The organism is Tardiphaga robiniae (genome assembly GCF_001618955.1).
In the GTDB taxonomy this organism is placed as follows: domain Bacteria; phylum Pseudomonadota; class Alphaproteobacteria; order Rhizobiales; family Xanthobacteraceae; genus Tardiphaga; species Tardiphaga robiniae_A.
On record NZ_LVYV01000012.1, the window covers coordinates 318,514 to 331,557 of the forward strand.

At 62.1% G+C, this 13,044-nt stretch carries 13 protein-coding genes; 9 read left to right on the forward strand and 4 right to left on the reverse strand.

What is annotated here, in order from left to right:
* Nucleotides 1–2: 2 nt before the first annotated feature.
* Genes A4A58_RS14725 through A4A58_RS14735 form a run of 3 tightly spaced genes read right to left on the reverse strand, consistent with a single transcriptional unit; the run spans nucleotide 3 to nucleotide 3,140 of the window.
* Complete coding sequence (locus tag A4A58_RS14725; RefSeq protein WP_068733248.1) at nucleotides 3–911, reverse strand: NAD(P)-dependent oxidoreductase; 909 nt, start codon at nucleotides 909–911, stop codon at nucleotides 3–5.
* A gap of 22 nt (nucleotides 912–933) precedes the next feature.
* A complete protein-coding gene (locus A4A58_RS14730; RefSeq protein ID WP_068733250.1) occupies nucleotides 934–2,181 on the reverse strand; it encodes a Zn-dependent hydrolase in 1,248 nt (415 codons plus the stop codon).
* 41 nt (nucleotides 2,182–2,222) lie between these two features.
* A complete protein-coding gene (locus A4A58_RS14735) occupies nucleotides 2,223–3,140 on the reverse strand; it encodes a LysR family transcriptional regulator (RefSeq protein WP_068733252.1) in 918 nt (305 codons plus the stop codon).
* 119 nt (nucleotides 3,141–3,259) lie between these two features.
* Here A4A58_RS14735 and A4A58_RS14740 point away from each other — a divergent pair, with 119 nt between their 5' ends.
* The 6 genes from A4A58_RS14740 to A4A58_RS14765 all read left to right on the forward strand — a co-directional run bounded on the left by A4A58_RS14740 (nucleotide 3,260) and on the right by A4A58_RS14765 (nucleotide 8,904).
* On the forward strand, nucleotides 3,260–4,078 hold the full coding sequence (locus A4A58_RS14740; protein ID WP_068733254.1) for a putative hydro-lyase: 819 nt from the start codon (nucleotides 3,260–3,262) through the stop codon (nucleotides 4,076–4,078).
* Nucleotides 4,079–4,159: 81 nt separating this feature from the next.
* Nucleotides 4,160–5,410: an ABC transporter substrate-binding protein gene (locus A4A58_RS14745; RefSeq protein WP_068733256.1), complete on the forward strand. Its 1,251-nt coding sequence runs from the start codon at nucleotides 4,160–4,162 to the stop codon at nucleotides 5,408–5,410.
* A gap of 258 nt (nucleotides 5,411–5,668) precedes the next feature.
* On the forward strand, nucleotides 5,669–6,502 hold the full coding sequence (locus A4A58_RS14750) for a branched-chain amino acid ABC transporter permease (RefSeq protein WP_244499781.1): 834 nt from the start codon (nucleotides 5,669–5,671) through the stop codon (nucleotides 6,500–6,502).
* Nucleotides 6,502–7,485, forward strand: a complete 984-nt coding sequence (locus A4A58_RS14755; protein ID WP_068733261.1) for a branched-chain amino acid ABC transporter permease — start codon at nucleotides 6,502–6,504, stop codon at nucleotides 7,483–7,485. The genes A4A58_RS14750 and A4A58_RS14755 overlap by 1 nt, the downstream gene beginning before the upstream one ends.
* Nucleotides 7,482–8,216 (forward strand): ABC transporter ATP-binding protein, encoded by a 735-nt coding sequence (locus A4A58_RS14760; protein WP_068733262.1) that lies wholly within the window; start codon nucleotides 7,482–7,484, stop codon nucleotides 8,214–8,216. The genes A4A58_RS14755 and A4A58_RS14760 overlap by 4 nt, the downstream gene beginning before the upstream one ends.
* Nucleotides 8,200–8,904 carry an ABC transporter ATP-binding protein gene (locus tag A4A58_RS14765; RefSeq protein ID WP_068733264.1) on the forward strand — a complete coding sequence of 235 codons (705 nt, stop codon included), beginning with the start codon at nucleotides 8,200–8,202 and terminating at the stop codon, nucleotides 8,902–8,904. Before A4A58_RS14760 ends, A4A58_RS14765 begins: the two co-directional genes overlap by 17 nt.
* A 21-nt stretch (nucleotides 8,905–8,925) precedes the next feature.
* On the opposite strand, the gene A4A58_RS14770 is transcribed toward A4A58_RS14765, so the two are convergent.
* A complete protein-coding gene (locus A4A58_RS14770; RefSeq protein WP_068733266.1) occupies nucleotides 8,926–9,591 on the reverse strand; it encodes an aldolase in 666 nt (221 codons plus the stop codon).
* A gap of 133 nt (nucleotides 9,592–9,724) precedes the next feature.
* Between A4A58_RS14770 and ltnD the strand changes: the two genes are divergently transcribed.
* Genes ltnD through otnK form a run of 3 tightly spaced genes read left to right on the forward strand, consistent with a single transcriptional unit; the run spans nucleotide 9,725 to nucleotide 12,731 of the window.
* A complete protein-coding gene (gene ltnD, locus A4A58_RS14775) occupies nucleotides 9,725–10,657 on the forward strand; it encodes an L-threonate dehydrogenase (RefSeq protein WP_068733269.1) in 933 nt (310 codons plus the stop codon).
* A gap of 17 nt (nucleotides 10,658–10,674) precedes the next feature.
* Nucleotides 10,675–11,457: a 2-oxo-tetronate isomerase gene (gene otnI, locus A4A58_RS14780; RefSeq protein WP_068733271.1), complete on the forward strand. Its 783-nt coding sequence runs from the start codon at nucleotides 10,675–10,677 to the stop codon at nucleotides 11,455–11,457.
* Nucleotides 11,454–12,731, forward strand: coding sequence for a 3-oxo-tetronate kinase (gene otnK / locus A4A58_RS14785; protein ID WP_068733273.1), 1,278 nt, complete (start codon nucleotides 11,454–11,456; stop codon nucleotides 12,729–12,731). The genes otnI and otnK overlap by 4 nt, the downstream gene beginning before the upstream one ends.
* Nucleotides 12,732–13,044: the final 313 nt, after the last annotated feature.

Sequence of the window (13,044 nt, forward strand, 5' to 3'; positions counted from 1 at the left end):
GCTTAAGCTGCAATCCGCCGGCAATGCTTCCACGCCGCCGCGATCAAATTCACGCTCGCCTCCGGCGTCCGGAACGCCGAATGCGCCGACAGCGTCACGTTCGGCAATGTCGTCAGCACATGGCCTGCCGGCAGCGGCTCGATGTCGAACACGTCGAGGCCGGCATGACGCAAGTGACGGGACCTTAGCGCATCGATCATCGCCGCTTCATCGACGACAGCGCCGCGGGCAGTGTTGACGAGGATCGCGCCCTTCTTCATCTGCGCGATGCGGTCGCGTGTGATCATGCCGCGCGTCTCGTCATTCAGCAGCAGATGGATCGAGACCACGTCGCTGGTCGAGAGCACCGTATCGAGATCGGTGAAGGTCACGCCTGCATGGGTCTTCGGCGAGCGGTTCCACGCCAACACCTTCATGCCCGAGCCGAGCGCAATACGCGCGACTTCCGCAGCGATGCCGCCGAAGCCGATCAGACCAACCGTTTTGCCGGTCAGCTCCATGCCTTCATCGCGCAGCCAGTTGCCGGCCCGCATTTCACGGTCTTGCTGGGCAAGGCCGCGTGCGGCAGCCCACATATGTGCAATGGCGCATTCGGCGACGGCGGTGTCGCCGTAGCCGCGGATCAGATGCACCTCGATCCCGAGTTCGGCGAGCTCCTCGATGTGCATGTAGCTGCGCGCGCCGGTGCCGAGAAACACGACATGCTTCAGGCCGGCGCACTGCTTGGCCACATCGGTTGGAAGATAAGTGTGATCGACGATCGCGATCTCGGCGCCGTCCAGCACCTCAGGCAAATCGGCCGACTTGATGTCCTCATCGCGATTGATCTTTACCGCGATGTCGCCCGGCTGCGTCAGCCGTTCCAGAATCTTTGCCAGTTCTTCGCTGGCATCGACGAATACACCCCGCATCACTATCCCCTGTCTGTCTTCGTTACTTCGATGCGACGCCGGCAAGCGCCAGCACCGTATGCATCAATACATTGGCGCCGGCGGCGCAATCTTCCTGCGTCGAGCTTTCGAGCTCGTTGTGGCTGATGCCATCCTTGCTCGGAATGAACACCATCGCAGTCGGCATGATGTTGTTGAGGTTGCAGGCGTCGTGGCCGGCGCCTGAGGTGATACGGCGATGCGAGTAGCCGAGCGACGTCGCGGCCGTCTCAACCGCATTGACGAAGTCCTTGTTGAAGTGCGTCGGCGGCTTGTGCCAGACCTTGTCGAAGGCGACGTCAACCTTGCGATGCGCGGCGATCTCCTTGATGGCATCGCGCACGCCTTTCTCGATGGCGTCCAGCTTGCCGGCGTCGGCGCTGCGCAGATCCATGGTGAAGGCGATCTCGCCGGGGATCACGTTGCGCGACGGATTTGCGATCACGGCTTCGCCGATAGTGCCGAGCGCGCCGATATTGCCGACGACACGCTCGGTGGCCAGCACGATCTCGGACAGTGTCGCCAGCGCATCCTTGCGCAAGGGCATCGGGGTCGAGCCGGCATGGCTCTCGAAGCCGGTGATCTTGCCGTCGAACCACAGCACGCCCTGGCCGGAATCGACCACGCCGATGGTCTTGCTTTCGGCCTCCAGGATCGGGCCTTGCTCGATATGCAGTTCGACGAAGCCCGAGAATTTCTGCGTGCCGACCGCAACGTCGCCGCGATAGCCAATCTCGTCGAGCGCTTCGCCGACGGTGACACCTGCAATGTCCTTGCGCGACAGAATGTCGTCGGTGGTGAAGTCGCCGACATAGGCGGCGGAGGCCATCATTGCCGGCGCAAAGCGCGAGCCTTCCTCGTTGGTCCAGTTGGCGATGCAGATCGGCATCTCGGTTTCGATGCCGGCATCATTCAGCGTGCGGACGACTTCGAGCGCGCCGAGTACGCCGAGAATGCCGTCGAACTTGCCTCCAGTCGGCTGGGTGTCGAGATGCGAGCCGACGCCGATCGGGGCCTTCGACATGTCGCGGCCCTTACGCAGCGCGAACATCGAGCCGAGGGCATCGACATGCACCTCCAGGCCGGCATCTTCGCACGCCTTGCGGAACCAATTGCGCACCAATTTATCTTCAGGCCCGAGCGTCAAACGCCGCACACCGCCTTTTGGCGTGCCGCCGAATTTCGCCGTCTCGTTGATGGTGTCCCAGAGCCGCGCAGAATCGATTTTGAGGTTGTCGCCAAGCTTGGTCATGCGGTCTGTCCCGAGAAGTTTGTGTTGAAGAGGCCTGCTTTTCAATGACCCGGCGATGCCGGCTCGTCAACCAATGGGCTGTTCTGCGCCAGTTGCGCAGCAATGCCTGCGACGAGTTCGATCGCGGCCGTGTCGGGTGACGCGAGCCAGCTTGCCGAAAATGTCAGCGGCTGGAGCTGCAGGTTGGTATTGAGCAATTGCAGGCGTCCGTCCGCGAGTTCGTTCTCGATGATGGCTGTCGGGATCAGTGCGATGCCTAAGCCGTCGATCGCCATGTGCATCACGGTAGACAGCGACGCGCTGGCGTGCAGCCGGATCGGTGGCAGGTCGGGCCGGTTGAACAGCGAGCGCGCGATCTCGTAGGGCCGGGTCTTGCGCGAGAAGGTGATGATGGGAAATTTCGCGAGGTCATGGATCGAGAGCAGATCATTGCCGAGCCCGAGTGAGGGGCTGGCGAGAAAGCCGACGGGGTAGTCGCACAGCACACGGTTGCGAATGTTGGATGTTGAAAGCGGCCCGAGCACGAAAGCGAGATCGATCTCCTGCGCCTGCAGTCGCGCGTTCAGGTTCGGCGTGATATCGACCTCGATTTCGAGCGACAGGTTCGGATACGAGATGTTGACGTGCTTGATCAGCCGCGTCAGCAAAGTGTGGACGATGGTTTCGGCGACGCCGAGCCGCAGCACGCCGCGCATCGCCGAGCGATCGCCAACCGCCGCCATCATCTCGGAGCGCAGGCCGATCAGCTTTTCGGCATAGACCAGCATCTGCCGTCCGGCCGGCGTCGGGGAGGCGATACGGCGGTCACGCTGCAGGAGCCGCACGCCCATCTCGTGCTCCAGTTGCGCGATACGCTGGGAGATTGCTGGCTGGGTGGTGTTGAGCTTCTGGGCCGCACCGCGGAAGCTGCCGAGATTGACCACCCAGAGAAAAGTCTCCAGCGCCTTGAAGTCCGCCATGGATGCGATCCGGCTTTCGATAAGTAGAATTTATGTATGTTGATTAAAAACAACGATTAGACATTATACTAGCCCTGAGTTTCAGTACGTGTCGAGGCAGAATTAGGCAGGACACCAAGATGGCTATTTCTTCGGCAGCGCAGCAAGGCGATGATCGATACTCGGATTTGCCGAGTGCTGTGGCCCGCCGCGAATATCGCGCCGGCAAATATGGCAGCACCGCCGGCGTCGCGCCCGGATACGTCCAGGGAAATCTGGTCATCTTGCCGGAAGCTCAGGCGAGCGCCTTCCATCGCTTCTGCCAGCTCAATCCGAAGCCGTGCCCGATCATCGGCATGTCGGATGTGGGCAATCCCAGCATTCCCGCGCTCGGTCTCGATCTCGATATCCGGACTGACATTCCGCAATATGTCGTCTGGAAGGATGGCGAGGCGATCGATCGACCTTACGAGGTGGCGAAGTACTGGCGTGACGATCTCGTGTCTTTCGTCATCGGATGCTCGTATTCGTTCGAGGAAGCCATGATGGCCGACGACCTGCCGATCCGTCATATCGAGCAGGATGTGCTGGTGCCGATGTATCGCACCAACATCGCCTGCAAATCCGCAGGCCCGTTCGCCGGGCCGATGGTGGTGTCGATGCGACCGCTGAAGCCGGCTGATGCGATCCGCGCCGTCCAGATCACCTCGCGTTTTCCCGCAGTGCATGGTGCGCCGGTACATCTGGGTCTGCCGCAGTCGATCGGCATCAAGGACATCAACAAGCCTGATTACGGCGATGCGGTGCACATCAACGACGATGAAATCCCGGTGTTCTGGGCATGTGGCGTGACGCCGCAAGCCGTCATTGCTGCAGCGCGCGTGCCGTTTGCCATCACGCATGCACCGGGCGTCATGCTCGTTACTGACCTCAAGAATAAGCATTTGGCTGTTTTATAAGAAGCAGCTTGCCGATCTTTCGGGCTTTACCGTAACCTTGATTAGTTTCATCGATAGCCGCCGGTCACAAAGGACAAAGACATGACGATTTCTCGCCGAAACGTGTTGCTCGGAGGCGCCGCTTCCGCAGCGCTGCTGCCTCTCGCCAAGCCTGCGCGCGCACAGGTCAAGGAAGTTGTGATTGGCGTGATTTATCCGCTATCCGGCGCCAGCGCGCAAATTGGCGTCGACGCGCAGAAGGCTTTCGAAACGGCTGCCGACATCATCAACAAGGATTACGATTTCGCGTTGCCGATGGCGAAGGGTGAAGGCTTCACCGGTCTCGGCGGCGCCAAGGTGCGTCTCGTATTTGCCGACCACCAGGCCGATCCGCAGAAGGGCCGCGCTGAAGCCGAACGCCTCATCACCCAGGAGAAGGTCTCGGCCATTGTCGGCACCTATCAGAGCGCCGTCGCCGTCACTGTCAGCCAGATCTGCGAACGCTACCAGATCCCGTTCCTGTCGGCCGACAACTCGTCGCCAAGCCTGCATCGCCGCGGTTTGAAATATTACTTCCGCGCCGCTCCGCATGACGAAATGTTCTCGACGGCGATGTTCGATTTCTTCGATGCGCTGAAGAAAAAAGGCCAGAAGATCGAGACGCTGGCGCTGTTCCATGAAGACACCATCTTCGGCACGGACTCGGCGAATGCGCAGCTCAAGCTCGCTGCCGACCGCGGTTACAAGATCGTCGCCGACATCAAGTATCGCGCCAATTCGCCGTCACTCACTGCCGAAGTGCAGCAGCTCAAGGCTGCCAATGCCGACGTGCTAATGCCGTCGAGCTACACCACCGATGGCATCCTGCTCATCAAGACCATGGGCGAACTCGGCTACAAGGCCAAGAACATCGTCGCACAGGACGCCGGCTTCTCCGAGAAGGCGCTGTATGACGCCGTCGGTGACAAGATTCCGGGCGTCATCTCGCGCGGTTCTTTCTCACTCGATCTCGCCGCCAAGCGTCCGATGGTCGGCAAGATCAACGACATGTTCAAGGAGAAGTCCGGTAAGGACTTCAACGACTACTCCTCGCGCCAGTTCATGGGCCTGATCGTGATGGCCGACGCCATCAATCGCGCCAAGTCTACCGACGGCGAGAAAATCCGCGAGGCGCTGGTCGCCACCGACATGCCGGGCGAGAGCACGATCATGCCGTGGGCCAAGGTCAAGTTCGACGAGTTGGGCCAGAACAACAACGCTGACCCGGTGCTGCTGCAGTATAATGGTGGCAAGTTCGTCACCATCTTCCCGCCGCAGGCCGCCGTGGCGGATGCGATCTGGCCGATGCCGTAAGGCAGTCTCATACTCGGTGTCGTCCCCGCGAAAGCGGGGACCCATACGCTCCGAAGAATTGGTCTGGACATAGCCTCTCCGCCGTCGCTCATCGTGATGACGGAGGTTATGGATCCCCGCTCCTCCCACGCCTCCGGCGTGCTAGGCGGGGATGACATCTGAGAGTGTTGGCGTCTTATCGCGACGCTCTGACGACTTGAGAAGGGGAAGCCTTTGACCGCCGCGACCATTATCCAGAGCCTTGCCAGCGGATTGCTGATGGGGCTGCTCTACGGCCTGCTCGCGGTCGGCCTCGCGCTGATCTTCGGGTTGATGGACGTCACCAACTTCGCCCATGGCGAATTCCTGATGTTGGCGATGTACCTCACCTTCTTCCTGTTCATGTTCTGGGCGGTCGACCCACTGCTGTCGATCCCGCTGGTGGCGGCCGGCATGTTCGTGTTTGGCGCGGTGATCTATCTCGTGATCATACGCTTCGCGATGCGGGCCAAGGCCAATATCGGCATGGTGCAGATCTTCGCGACCTTCGGCCTCGCCATTCTGATGCGCGGTCTCGCGCAGTTCTTTTTCACTCCGGATTATCGCAGCATCCCGGCCTCGATGCTCGGCGGCAAGACCATCTCGATCTTCGGTGTGTTTCTGCCGGTGGCGCAGCTGGTCGGTGCGCTGATCTCGATCGCCGCCTTCGGCGCACTCTACTTCTTCATGAAGAAGACCGATTTCGGTCGCGCGCTGGAAGCGACCCGTGAGGATGCCGGTGCCGTGGCGCTGGTCGGCATCGATAAGAACAAGGTGTTTGCCCTCGGCTGGGGCCTCGGCTCGGCGCTGATCGGTCTCGCCGGCGGCGTGATGGCGATCTTCTTCTATATCTACCCTGATGTGGGCGCGTCCTTTGCGCTGATCGCTTATGTCACCGTGGCGCTCGGCGGCTTCGGTAGCGTGTTCGGCGCTTTTGCTGGCGGCATCATCGTTGGTCTGGTCGAGGCGACCACCGCGATGATCCTGCCGCCGTCGCTCAAATCGGTCGGCATCTATGCCGTCTATCTCCTCGTTGTCTTTGTCCGGCCGCGCGGCCTGTTCGGATCGATCTGATGGACAGCTTCACCCAACGTCGCCGCCGCGACCTCATCCTCGCCGCCGCGCTTGCGGCCATCGCCGCCTGCGTGCCGCTCTTCGTCAAGGACGTCTATGTCCAGAACATCATGGTGCTAACCCTGATGTATGCGGCGCTGTCGCAGGCCTGGAATATCCTCGGCGGCTATTGCGGTCAGATTTCGCTCGGCCATGCGCTCTATTTCGGCCTCGGCGCCTATACGACGGCGCTGCTGTTCACCAAATTCGGCGTGCTGCCGTGGTTCGGCATGCTCGGCGGTGGCATCATCTCCGCGCTGATCGCGCTCGCCTTGGGCTATCCGACCTTCCGCCTGCGCGGCCATTATTTCGTCATCGCCACCATCGTCATCGCCGAAATTGGCTTCCTGCTGTTCCACAATTGGGACTATGCCGGTGCGGCGCTCGGCATCGACATTCCCGTGCGCGGCGATAGCTGGGCCAAGTTCCAGTTCACGCGCAGCAAGCTGCCGTTCTATTACTTCGCCCTCGTGTTCTGCTGCGTCGCCTGGTTCATCACCTGGTGGCTGGAAGACTCCAAATGGGGCTTCTGGTGGCGCGCGGTGAAGGATAATCCCGATGCGGCCGAAAGCCTCGGCGTCGTGGTGTTCAATTCCAAGATGGGCGCCGCTGCCGTCTCCGCTTTCCTCACCGCGATCGGCGGCGCTTTCTATGCGCAGTTCGTCTCCTATATCGATCCTGAAAGCGTCATGACCTTCCAGTTCTCGCTGCTGATGGCACTGCCGGCGGTGCTGGGCGGTATCGGTACGCTATGGGGACCCGTGCTCGGCGCGGTCATCCTGATCCCGATGACCGAACTGACGCGCTCCTTCATAGGCGGCTCCGGCCGCGGCGTCGATCTCATCCTCTATGGCGCAGTGATCGTCGTGATCTCGCTGGCGCGGCCCGATGGTTTGATCGGCCTGTTCTCGCGACGTCCGGCTTCGAAAGGAGTGCCGCAATGACGACACCTCTTCTCGAAACCCGTGGCGTCTGGCAGCGCTTCGGCGGCCTGATCGCCAATAGCGACGTCTCGATCTCCGTCGGCGCTGGCGAAATCGTCGGCCTGATCGGGCCGAACGGCGCCGGCAAGTCGACACTGTTCAATCTGATCGCTGGCGTGCTGCCGCCGACGCAGGGCACGATCTGGTTCAACGGCGAGAACGTCACGCAGATGCCGGCGGCGGAACGCTGCCAGCGCGGTATCGCGCGCACCTTCCAGGTGGTGAAGAGCTTCGAGACCATGACCGTGATCGACAACGTCATCGTCGGCGCGCTGATCCGCAACGAAAAGATGCGCGATGCGCGGCGCAAGGCACATGAGGTGCTTGAGTTCTGCGGTCTTGCCCCACGCGCCGACAAGCTTGCTAGGGATCTCATTCCGTCGGAGAAGCGCCGCCTCGAAGTGGCGCGTGCGCTGGCCACCGAACCGAAGCTCCTGATGCTCGACGAATGTCTCACCGGCCTGACGCCGCTCGAGGCGCAGTCGGGCGTGGCCCTGGTCCGCAAGGTCCGCGAGACCGGCGTCACCGTGCTGATGGTCGAACACGTCATGGAAATCGTCATGCCGCTGGTCGACCGCGCCATCGTGCTCAATCTCGGCAAGAAGCTCGTCGAGGGCAAACCCGCGGATGTCGTGCGGCATCCTGAAGTCATCAGTGCATATCTCGGGGATCGCCATGCTGTCGGTGCGTGAGGCCACCACTGCCTATCAGGGGCTGGTCGCCATTTCGGACGTCACCATCGACGTCGCCAAGGGCGAGATCGTCGCCGTCTGCGGCTCCAACGGCGCCGGCAAGTCGACGCTGATCAAGACCATCGCCGGCGCCGAGCGCCCGCGTTCGGGCACCGTCACCTTCGATGGCGAGCAGATCAACGGCGTGCCGCAGCATCTCATCACCGCGCGCGGCATCGCCTATGTGCCGGAAAACCGCCGGCTGTTTCCGCGGTTGTCGGTGGAAGACAACCTCCGCCTCGGCAGCTACATGTATCGCGGCAAGCCCGATCGCGACGAGCCGTTGAAGCTGGTGTTCGACCTGTTCCCGCGTTTGTCGGAGCGGCTCGAGCAGCGCGCCGAGACGCTGTCCGGCGGTGAGCAGCAGATGCTGGCCATCAGCCGCGCACTGATGACCCGTCCGCGCCTGTTGATGCTCGACGAGCCGTCGCAGGGCATCATGCCGAAGCTGGTGGACGAGATCTTTCAGGCGGTCATCAAGATCCGCGACGCGGGCATGACCGTGCTGATCGTCGAGCAGCGCATGGCCGAAGTGCTGGAGATCGCCGACCGCGCCTACATCCTGCAGACCGGCCGCGTCCAGATGCAGGGCAAGGCGTCGGAGATCGCGACCAATCCGGATGTGCGCAAGGCGTATCTGGGGCTGTAAGCTGTCGAAGGACGTGGGCGACTAGTGCCCATGCGCGTCATGATCCGGCAGAACCAGCCCGAACGTCGCCACCAGATCCTTCACTTGCGCCGGCGTCAGGTGCCGCGGGTTGAGCCCGCGCAGCAGCAGATAGAGTTTCGCGGTTTCTTCGAGTTCCTCGATGGCGTGGACCGCTGCTTCCAGCGTGTCGCCGGACACCACCGGGCCGTGATTGGCCAGCAGCACCGATGAATATTTGCCGGCGAGGCCCTTAATGGCGTCGGCCACGGCCGGATCGCCCGGCCGATAATACGGCACCAGGGCCGTCGCGCCGCATTTCATCAGGTAATACGGCGTCATCGGTGGCAGCGCGGCGCGCGGATCGATCTCCGGCAGCATCGACACCGCCACCGAATGGGTCGAATGCAGATGCACCACGGCGCGGGCGGCGCTGCGGGTCTCATACAGTGCCGTATGCAGCGGAACCTCTTTGGTCGGCGCATCGCCAGACATGAGGCGGCCGTTGCTGTCGAGGCGCGACAGCCGGGCCGGATCGAGTGAACCCAGTGACGCATTGGTCGGGCTCACAAGCCAGCCGCCATCATCGCAGCGCACACTGATATTGCCGGATGAGCCCGGCGTCAGCCCGCGGTCGAACAGCGAGCGGCCGAGCCGGCAGATCTCTTCACGCAGCTTTGTGTCAGTCACCGGATGTCCTCGGTCTTTTCTCGGCATTTCCTCGTGACGCTTTTTCCCACGCTTTGGCAGGATGGCCAAGCCGTGTTACCGAGAGGCAAGGCCGCCTCAAGCTGGCCATCGAGGACCCCTAGGGAATTGCTGCATGTCACCTGCATCTGAAAAACCAAGTTCTGAGAAACCTCGCGTCGCCGTTATTGGTCTGGGGTCGATGGGCTATGGCATGGCCTTGTCGCTCAAGAAGGCCGGCTTCATGGTGACCGGCTGTGACGTCTCGGCGGATGCGGTGAAGCGCTTCGTGGCCGATGGCGGGCAGGGCGCGGATACCCCCGCCGGCGCTGCGCAGGGCGCGGATATCGTCGTCAGCGTCGTCGTCAATGCCGCGCAGACGGCGACCATCCTGTTCGGGACGGATGGCGTTGCCGAAACGCTGCCGAAAGGCGCGGTATTCGTATCGTCCGCGACGATGGATCCCGATGTCGCCCGCCGCCTTGCCGGGGATCTCGAAGCCACCGGCCGGCATTACCTCGATGCCCCGATCTCCGGCGGTGCACAGCGCGCGGCGCAGGGCGAGCTCACCATTCTCGCCTCCGGCAGCGAGGCTGCCTTTGCCAAGGCGCGGCCGGCGCTCGATGCGATGGCCGCCAAGCTCTACGAACTCGGTGATGCCGCCGGGCAGGGCGCCGCTTTTAAGATGATCAACCAGCTCCTCGCAGGCGTACATATCGCCGCCGCCTCGGAAGCCATCGCGTTTGCCGCCAAGCAGGGTCTCGATATCCGCAAGGTCTACGAGGTGATCACCGCCTCCGCCGGTAACTCCTGGATGTTCGAGAACCGCATGCCGCATGTGCTCGATGGTGATTACACGCCGCGCAGCGCGGTCGATATTTTCGTCAAGGATCTTGGTATCATTCAAGACATGGCGCGTACGGCGAAATTCCCGGTGCCGGTCTCTGCCGCGGCGCTGCAGATGTTCCTGATGACTTCGGCCTCGGGCATGGGCCGCGACGACGATGCGTCGGTGGCGCGGATGTATGCCAAGGTCACCGGTACCAAGCTGCCGGGCGAGCCGAATTAAGAACACGAGGACGATCGATGCCCCGCTTCGCCGCCAATCTCAGCATGATGTTCAACGAACACGCGTTCCTCGATCGCTTCGATGCCGCGGCCAAGGCAGGCTTTACTGCGGTGGAGTTCCTGTTCCCCTACGAGCATCCGCCGGAGGCGATTGCCGAACGGCTGGAGCGCAACGGCTTGAAGCAGGTGCTGTTCAATCTGCCGCCCGGCGACTGGAATGCCGGCGAAAAGGGTTTTGCCGCGCGTCCCGACAAATTCGATGAGCTTAGGCAGAGCATTCACACGGCACTGCCTTATGCTCTGGCCACCAATGTCCGCCGCCTGCACATGATGGCAGGTCTCGCCGATCGTCGCGATCCGAAGGCCGTGGCGGCTTTCCGCAAATCCATTGAATGGGCCGCGAATTTTCTCGGCGAACATGGCGTCGACGTGGTGATTGAGCCCATCAACCCGCGCGACGTGCCCGGCTATTTTCTCAACGACTTCATGTTCGCGCGTGACATCATCGCTGACATGAAGATTCCGAATCTCGGGCTGCAGTTCGATATCTATCACTGCCAGATCATGCACGGTGACGTCACCATGCGGCTGCGCGAGATGCTGCCGTGGATCGGGCATATCCAGATCGCCAGCGTGCCGTCGCGCAACGAGCCGTCCGGCGAGGAACTGAACTATCCGTTCCTGTTCGATGAACTCGACCGGATCGGCTACGACAATTATGTCGGCTGCGAATATCGCCCGGCCGGCGACACGGTCGCAGGACTTGGCTGGTTCAAGCCCTATGCCGGAGTGCAAGCATGACGCTGGCGCTGGGCTGTATCGCTGACGACTATACTGGTGCGTCCGACCTGGCCAACACGCTGACCCGCTGCGGTCTGCGCACGGTGCAGACCATCGGCATTCCTGCTGATGATCTGCAGCTGCCGGAGGTCGATGCCGTTGTCGTGTCGCTGAAAAGCCGCTCGATCGCGGCCAGCAAGGCGGTGGAGAAATCGCGCGCCGCCGAAAAATGGATGCGCAGCCGCGGCGCGGATCATGTGCTGTTCAAGATCTGCTCGACATTCGACTCCACCGATGCCGGCAATATCGGCCCGGTGATGGATGCGTTGCGGATCGATTCCGGTGACAGTATCGTGCTGGTGACGCCGGCATTCCCCGAGACCGGCCGGACGGTCTATCAGGGCAATCTGTTCGTTGGCGCCGTGCCGCTGAACGAGAGCCCGCTGAAGGATCACCCGCTCAATCCGATGCATGACTCCAATCTCGTCCGTGTGCTGGCACGGCAGAGTGTGACCAATATCGGGCTGGTCGATCTCGGGGTTGTAGCCTGCGGCGCCGACGTGGTGCGGACGCATCTCGATGGACTGTCGGAGAATGGTTTTGGCGCGGCGATCATCGACGCCGTGTTTGCCAGCGATCTGGAAACCATCGGTGCGGTCGCCCTGGGTCATCGCGTCTCTGTCGGTGCTTCCGGCATGGGGCTTGGTCTGGCGCGTGCACTGGTCGCGTCCGGGCGCGTCAAGGCGAATGCAGCGACCTCGATCAAGGATACGCCTGTGGGTGGCGCTGCAGCCTGTCTGGCTGGGAGTTGTTCGCAGGCGACGCTGCAGCAGATCGCGCGCGCCGAACAGGTGATGCCGGTGCTGCATCTCGATCCCGAACAGGTGATTGCCGGCGGCGCGGAAGTTCAGCGCGCGCTCGGCTGGGCGAAGGAGCGGTTGGGCAAGGGTCCAGTCCTGATCGCCAGCAGTTCGACGCCGGATCAGGTGACGGCCCTGCAAAAGCGCCATGGCCGCGATGCTGCGGGCCATGCCATCGAGCAGGCGATGGCCGATCTCGCTGAAGGTCTCGTCCGCGCCGGCGTACAACGGCTCGTCGTGGCTGGCGGCGAAACATCCGGCGCTGTCGTGGATCGTTTGGGCATTCCGGGTTTTCTGGTCGGTGCGGAAATCGCCGCCGGTGTGCCGGTGTTGCGCGCAGTCGGCGCGGCGGAACGCCAGATGCTGCTGGCGCTGAAGTCCGGCAATTTCGGTGGACCGGCTTTTTTTGAAGATGCGCTTGGCCTGATGACCTGATGGATGTCGCCCAATCCCGGGGCGACAGGCTGCCCGAATAGGCAGGGCGCTGCTTGCGTCGCGCGCATTACAGATAGTTCATCTTGACCGGCCCATGACACCTTGCATGTCGCGAGCCGCAACCGCGTCTTTTTAAGCCTAAAACTGTGGTGCGGACGCCACGGCGGCTCGGAAACGATTAACAATACCGCTGAAGTGAATTGCCGTGAGGCTTCGCGCGTTAGCTATTTTGTCGCAGGTCGGGTAAATCTGCTGGCGTGGACAGGCGCGGAAACCGCTCGTTCGCAGCCCTTCATGCAAGAGGATTGCCCGT

Bases quoted from the DNA above. Each gene is read 5' to 3' on its own strand.
- A4A58_RS14725 (WP_068733248.1), bottom strand. From the start codon at position 911: ATGCGGGGTGTATTCGTCGATGCCAGCGAAGAACTGGCAAAGATTCTG.
- A4A58_RS14730 (WP_068733250.1), bottom strand. From the start codon at position 2,181: ATGACCAAGCTTGGCGACAACCTCAAAATCGATTCTGCGCGGCTCTGG.
- A4A58_RS14735 (WP_068733252.1), bottom strand. From the start codon at position 3,140: ATGGCGGACTTCAAGGCGCTGGAGACTTTTCTCTGGGTGGTCAATCTC.
- A4A58_RS14740 (WP_068733254.1), top strand. From the start codon at position 3,260: ATGGCTATTTCTTCGGCAGCGCAGCAAGGCGATGATCGATACTCGGAT.
- A4A58_RS14745 (WP_068733256.1), top strand. From the start codon at position 4,160: ATGACGATTTCTCGCCGAAACGTGTTGCTCGGAGGCGCCGCTTCCGCA.
- A4A58_RS14750 (WP_244499781.1), top strand. From the start codon at position 5,669: ATGGGGCTGCTCTACGGCCTGCTCGCGGTCGGCCTCGCGCTGATCTTC.
- A4A58_RS14755 (WP_068733261.1), top strand. From the start codon at position 6,502: ATGGACAGCTTCACCCAACGTCGCCGCCGCGACCTCATCCTCGCCGCC.
- A4A58_RS14760 (WP_068733262.1), top strand. From the start codon at position 7,482: ATGACGACACCTCTTCTCGAAACCCGTGGCGTCTGGCAGCGCTTCGGC.
- A4A58_RS14765 (WP_068733264.1), top strand. From the start codon at position 8,200: ATGCTGTCGGTGCGTGAGGCCACCACTGCCTATCAGGGGCTGGTCGCC.
- ltnD (WP_068733269.1), top strand. From the start codon at position 9,725: ATGTCACCTGCATCTGAAAAACCAAGTTCTGAGAAACCTCGCGTCGCC.
- otnI (WP_068733271.1), top strand. From the start codon at position 10,675: ATGCCCCGCTTCGCCGCCAATCTCAGCATGATGTTCAACGAACACGCG.
- otnK (WP_068733273.1), top strand. From the start codon at position 11,454: ATGACGCTGGCGCTGGGCTGTATCGCTGACGACTATACTGGTGCGTCC.